This window comes from Deferrivibrio sp. (assembly GCF_055117995.1).
Genome location: NZ_JBSQOT010000069.1, coordinates 1 through 5,862 on the forward strand (window position 1 = coordinate 1; position 5,862 = coordinate 5,862).

The window sequence follows — 5,862 nt, forward strand, 5'->3', positions numbered from 1 at the left end:
TCACCATTTTGAAATGTACCAGTTATAAGCCTGTCTTTAATAAGCACTGTTTGTACCTGGTCAGAAGCAACCTTATTGATAAAATCAGAATAAGATATTTTTTGTCTGACCCCCTGCCCTGCGTTGAAAAAGTTAAACATCACCACCATCAAAAGGGCAATAACAAACCAGAGAGATATATTTTTATAAAAATTATTCTTCATCATTCCTCCTAAATTTACTTTTTTATTGTCAATTTATAAATTTCTGGTAAGTTTCTGTACATATTATTAAAATCAAGTCCGTACCCAACCACAAACTCATCCGGTATTTCAAATGCGCAATAGTCTGGATTTATATGGGCAACCCTTCTTGAGGGTTTGTCCAATAATGTGCAGATACTTATTGTCTTGGGCTTTCTAACAGACAATAACTTTTTCAGATAATTAAGTGTCAATCCCGTATCCACAATGTCCTCAACAAGAATAAGGTTTTTCCCTTCAAGTGGCCTATCAATATCACACATTAACCTTACAACACCACTTGTAGTAGTTTTTTCCCCGACATAACTTGAAACACTTATAAAGCTTATTTCTGTTTCAAGATCTATACTTTTTGCAAGATCACTCAAAAACATCCAGGCACCTTTAAGTACACCCACCAATAATACCTTTTCACCTTTAAAATCTTTTGAAATCCTTTCCCCTAACTCTTTTACCTTTTCAGATATGATATCCTTACCTATAAAAGGTTCCAAAATATGCTCTGCCATATTCACTCCTGTTTTAACGGTTGTATTTTTATATTTTTATTCTCACTTACCATTTCAACATAAATAATTTTACCAAAACTTTCAACAATACAGGAAGTATCCCTTAAAAAAAGTTCGATCTTTTTATCTATGAACAAATCCTTCAGCTTTTTCCCAAGAAATCTGTCCCCATGTCTTCTGCTTCTTACAACAAGCCTTTCTTTTACAAGTTCACCTGAAAAAAGTATTATCTTGTTAATCTCCCTTATTTCCAGAGAATCTTCGTCCTTTTCTTTTATATATTCAAAACCTTTCAATACACTTTTTTTAAAAAAGTAAATTTTATCATAACTTTTTTCAAAAATACAGTCTTTTGGCAAATTTATTCTGACGGAATCGCCTTTACTGTTTATAATATTTAAAATATTTTCCAGATGGACCTTTTGAACCCTGAAAAATCTTTTTAAAAACTCACTTAAAACAAATTTTTGTTCAAAAAGTTCAAGAGCAGTAATCTTTCGAAGTTCACCATAGAAGAAAAAGCCCATATCGTGTAACTTTACATCTTTAGTCCTGTTTAAAAGATAACTTTTTAAATTGGCAGACTCATCTTGAATTTTAACAATATTCTTAATAAAGCCTTTATTGTAACTGGCAATATGGGGGATAATATTTCCTCTCAACCAATTTCTCAGGTAGTCGCAAGAAAAATTCGTCTCATCAGTAACATACTCAATGTTTTCACTTTCTATAAATTCAAGTATAAGGGATTTTTCAATTCCAAGCATCGGTCTTTTTAAAAAATCTTTGTACATATCAAAGCCTTTAAGATTATAAATTGAACTACCCTGGAAAATTTTGATAAAAAATGTTTCCACCAGATCATCAAGATGATGTGCAGTAAAAAGAAAATCTGACCCAGAAAGATAAAAAGTATCAATCAGCTGTTCATATCGAAGTTTTCTTGCAGCCTCCTCCACACTGACATTCATATTTTTGACATATTCAGGAACATTTACTTTTTTTGTAATAAGTTCAATTTTGTACCTTGAACAAAAATCAATACAAAATTTTTCATCCCTCTCGGCAAAACTACCTCTAAGGGAATGATTTACATGACAGGCTATTATGTTGTAATTATTTTTGTAAAGTGCATAAAGAAGAGCCGTTGAATCGGCTCCACCAGAAAAAGCAACCAATATTTTTTTATTTCTGAAACCCTTTATTTCATCCAGAAGTTTTTTTTCAAATAATGAAGTCATCTATTTTCTTATTTAACTTATTAAATTCTTTAAGCTTATCTTCAAAACCCTTTCTACCCAAAATCCCATAGGCAAATTGCTTCCCTTCTTCTACTCCTGGCTGGTCAAAAGGATTAATTTCAAGACCAAGGCCTACTATTGCCGTAACAAGCTCAAATAACATAAACAAATATCCTAAAGTATATTCATTTAGGTAGTCAGCAATTATTTTGACACTTGGCCTTCCACTTTTTAAAAGGGCTGCTTCTGTTGCGGCAAGCTCAGTATTTAGAAGGCTTGAAAGATGCACCCCCTTCAAATATTCAAAATCTTTATAAAAAGGATTTTCTATTGTCTTCTCAAGTAAATGGCTTTTTATTTCTATAAAAGTTATAATTTTATCATCGGGGCCTTCCCTAAAAAGCTGCACCTGAGAATGTTGGTCAATCGCACCAAGACCAGGAAAAGGTGTCGTACCGGCAAATACCTCATTGCCATTTAAATCAAACCTTTTGCCAAGGCTTTCACCCCATAATTGTGCAAACCAAAACGAAAACTTGTACAAACCTGAACAATATGGCATTATGACATTAATTCTCTTTTCTTTAAAATATTTGATATATATCGCAGCAAGTGTCAAAAACTGTTTTTCGTTTTCAAGAACACTTTTTGCTCCTTCCAGCAATTTTTCTATTTTGATCCCCAAAAGTGCAGCAGGCAAAAGCCCAACAGCCGATAAAACAGAAAATCTTCCACCAACATTCTTTTCTACTTCATAAGCCATTATTCCTGATTCGTTAACAAATTTTCTCAGACTTCCACTTTCAGGATCAGTAATGGCCACAAGATGTTTATTCAAATCAACCCCGGAATTTCTCAACCAATCTATAAAAATAGATGCATTTGCAATTGTCTCAACAGTACTGCCAGATTTTGTAATTACAACAACAAGTGTATCTTCAGGCGAGCACTTTTTCATTATCCAGCCAACTTTCACAGGGTCGACATTATCAGCTACCCAAAGCCTTGGGAAATAACCTCTTTCTGGAAAGTTAAGCGTATTGTAATTGTGAGGCAACAGCGCATTTTCAACTGCTTCAATCCCCAATGATGAGCCGCCTATCCCTACCACTATAAGGTCGTTATATTTTCCGCTTATGCTTTTGGCAAACTGAATAATTTCACTCAAATCCTTATGAACAAGATTTGTAAAACCTACTTCCCCTTTTTCAACAAGTTCAATAAGTTTTGAATAACCTTTTTTTGCGAGCCCGATGTTTTTTTCCATTTCATCATAACCGATAAAAGAGCTGACAAGATTGTTTACACAAAAGTTATAGTCAAGTTTTACTCTGGTCATTTATCTCCTCCAGGGCATTTAATGCATCTGCCACACTATGATATATCCTATTTTCATCTATTTCCTCAAGAAAATACTTGCCATAGGATTTATTTAAAATCCTTTCATCAAGAATAATACACAGACCGTTATCCTCTTCACTTCTGATAAGTCTGCCTATTGCTTGCTTGAAAAAAATTACTGCTCTTGGAAGATAAAAATCCATAAATGGATTCTTGCCACTGGCTTGCACTTCATTGGCTTTCATTTCAAGGTAAACATCACTTATATTTTCAAACGGAAGTTTGTCTATTATGACACACTTCAGTCTGGAGTTGGTCTTTATGTCTATACCTTCCCTCAATACTGCGCACCCTAAGATTACATCCTTACTATCCGCAAAAAATTCACCCATATTTACACTATGCTGGAGCAAAATATTTTTATTGGTAACATGCTGTGAAAGTTCATCATAAATTATATTCATCATATTGATACTGTTGAAAATGAGAAGCATGGGAGCATCAATACTCTTGACTGCTTCTATGTAAAATTTCTTTTTATCTTCTATTTTTTTAGGGATAACATATACGGAATTTTTCTTAAAATTATCCTTATCCACAATATACTCACTTGTGTTCAGGGGAAGACCCAGCTCTTTTTTAAAAAACTCAAAAGATTTGTCCGAAGTAAGAGTTGCACTGATAAATGTAGCACTTATGCAAGTGTTTAAAAGCCCGTTATAAAAAATATCATCCACTTTAAGAGGAAGCAATTTGATCAAAACTGACTGTTTGGTTGGCTCAATAACCTTTACCCCTTCATGTTCCAGTATATATTTGTAACTTTTTTCTATTTTTTTAAAACTTTCAATATCCTCATCATCTAACATCTCCAATATATTTCCCCTAATAAAATCAATTATTTGCTCAAATGCTTCCATATGTTTATCATTTAAAGTTTTTTTGACCTTTATTTTAGTTTCAAACAATCTAATTTTATTTGTTATCTCTGTGTAAAGTTCAGCCCTTATAGATGTTTTACAATCTTTCAGAAAGGATTTTAAGTTGTTAACTGATACCTCTTCTCCGGCAAACATTGGAAATATATCGATTATTGAATGAGCTTCATCAAAAATAATATGCTCAAAATTTTCAAAATTTGATAAAAAACCCGATTTGCTCTTAGATGCTATATCGGTCAAAAGGAGATAATGGTTTGTTATCACTATGTCTGAAGCATTTGCAATGTCCTTAGCCTTATAATAATGACATCTTTCATAATATTCACATTTCCCTGCAAGGCACTGAAAACTGTCAGCGGTCATTTTATCGTAAACAGATTCATCAAATAAGTAATAAGGTACCTCCAAAATATCTTTTTCATCATTTTTTGAGTACCATTTGATCACATCCTGATACTCTTCCTGAAAAGGGAGGATATATTTGTAAAAACGGTAAATACAAAAGTAATTTTTTTTCCCCTTCAATATGCTTACCTTTCTGTCACAAATATTTAGTTCTTTCAGCACTTTTATGTCTTTGAAAAAAAGCTGATTCATCAATTGTTTTGATTTTGTGGATATAATTATTTTCTTGTTCGACAAAAATGAAGGAATAAGATATGCCAGTGTTTTACCACTGCCGGTAGGAGCTTCAACAACCGACGTACAATAATTATCAATCGATTCTTTTATAAATAAAGACAAATCCCTCTGATACTTTCTAAACTTAAAATCCGGAATAAGATTAATCAAAGGGGATTCATCATTAAAAAATACATCGAGGCTCATTTATTATATATCAATATTGCAGTATCTTTTGTAAAGTTCAACATCATTTGAAAAAGTTTCTCCTACATCATACTCAATAGTATCTTTCTGGAAAAGCTCTGCAAGCTTTTTCTCTATAGGGATAAAATCATTTGTTCCCTTTAATTGCGAATCGATGTAACCAAAGTTTTTTTCCTTAATGATTTTCTTAAGCTTAAAATTATTAAAAATCATTTCGTATACCAAAATTCTCCTTTCAATCCTCTTAACCGGCACAAGCCTCATATTCACTACTGCAGTTATCATATCCGCCAGCCTGTTCAGATAATAATCGCTGGTTTCTTTTGAAATAACAAGTAATTTTTCAAAGAACCCCACAATACTCCCACAGTCTATTGCAACAAAAACAGTAACACCTGATTCGGCAATATTCAGAATAAGTTCAAGACTTTCCAGATCAGGGATATCAGAAACAAATACTATGTCCGGATTTAATTCATATGCAATTTTCAAATTTTTAGAAATTAACTCCCTGTCACTGCACTCCAGAATAGAAATCACAGATTTGTTGTTTGCTATGTTGTATTCGACGTTGGTATCTATAAAAACAATATTGTACGATTTAATTTTATTATAAAAATTCATCAATGAAGAAAACACTGTACTTTTTCCGTGCCTGTAGGGAGCAGTAAAAATTGTAACCCCCTTTGGAACCTGGACAAGATACTTTCTTAAATCATCCCTTAATCCAAGATTATCAAAATCGGGAACCGTAACTGAA

Annotated in this window: 6 protein-coding genes; all 6 read right to left on the bottom strand. The window is 32.7% G+C overall.

The window, feature by feature from the left end:
- Window positions 1-203: ATP-dependent metallopeptidase FtsH/Yme1/Tma family protein (locus ACTCAF_RS10760; protein ID WP_463063279.1), on the bottom strand; the 203-nt coding region annotated here is incomplete at its 3' end.
- A 14-nt stretch (window positions 204-217) separates the two neighbouring features.
- A complete protein-coding gene (hpt, locus tag ACTCAF_RS10765; RefSeq protein WP_463063280.1) occupies window positions 218-751 on the bottom strand; it encodes a hypoxanthine phosphoribosyltransferase in 534 nt (177 codons plus the stop codon).
- Between the two features lie 2 nt (window positions 752-753).
- Window positions 754-1,992, bottom strand: coding sequence for a tRNA lysidine(34) synthetase TilS (gene tilS, locus ACTCAF_RS10770; RefSeq protein ID WP_463063281.1), 1,239 nt, complete (start codon window positions 1,990-1,992; stop codon window positions 754-756).
- Window positions 1,976-3,331 carry a glucose-6-phosphate isomerase gene (locus ACTCAF_RS10775; RefSeq protein WP_463063282.1) on the bottom strand — a complete coding sequence of 452 codons (1,356 nt, stop codon included), beginning with the start codon at window positions 3,329-3,331 and terminating at the stop codon, window positions 1,976-1,978. The genes tilS and ACTCAF_RS10775 overlap by 17 nt, the downstream gene beginning before the upstream one ends.
- Window positions 3,312-5,102, bottom strand: a complete 1,791-nt coding sequence (locus ACTCAF_RS10780) for an ATP-dependent DNA helicase (protein WP_463063283.1) — start codon at window positions 5,100-5,102, stop codon at window positions 3,312-3,314. The genes ACTCAF_RS10775 and ACTCAF_RS10780 overlap by 20 nt, the downstream gene beginning before the upstream one ends.
- A 3-nt stretch (window positions 5,103-5,105) precedes the next feature.
- Window positions 5,106-5,862: ATPase, T2SS/T4P/T4SS family (locus ACTCAF_RS10785; RefSeq protein WP_463063284.1), on the bottom strand; the 757-nt coding region annotated here is incomplete at its 5' end.

What these genes read in the sequence shown, in the direction of transcription:
- tilS (WP_463063281.1), bottom strand. Translation starts at nt 1,992, where the DNA reads ATGACTTCATTATTTGAAAAAAAACTTCTGGATGAAATAAAGGGTTTC.
- ACTCAF_RS10775 (WP_463063282.1), bottom strand. Translation starts at nt 3,331, where the DNA reads ATGACCAGAGTAAAACTTGACTATAACTTTTGTGTAAACAATCTTGTC.
- ACTCAF_RS10780 (WP_463063283.1), bottom strand. Translation starts at nt 5,102, where the DNA reads ATGAGCCTCGATGTATTTTTTAATGATGAATCCCCTTTGATTAATCTT.
- hpt (WP_463063280.1), bottom strand. Translation starts at nt 751, where the DNA reads ATGGCAGAGCATATTTTGGAACCTTTTATAGGTAAGGATATCATATCT.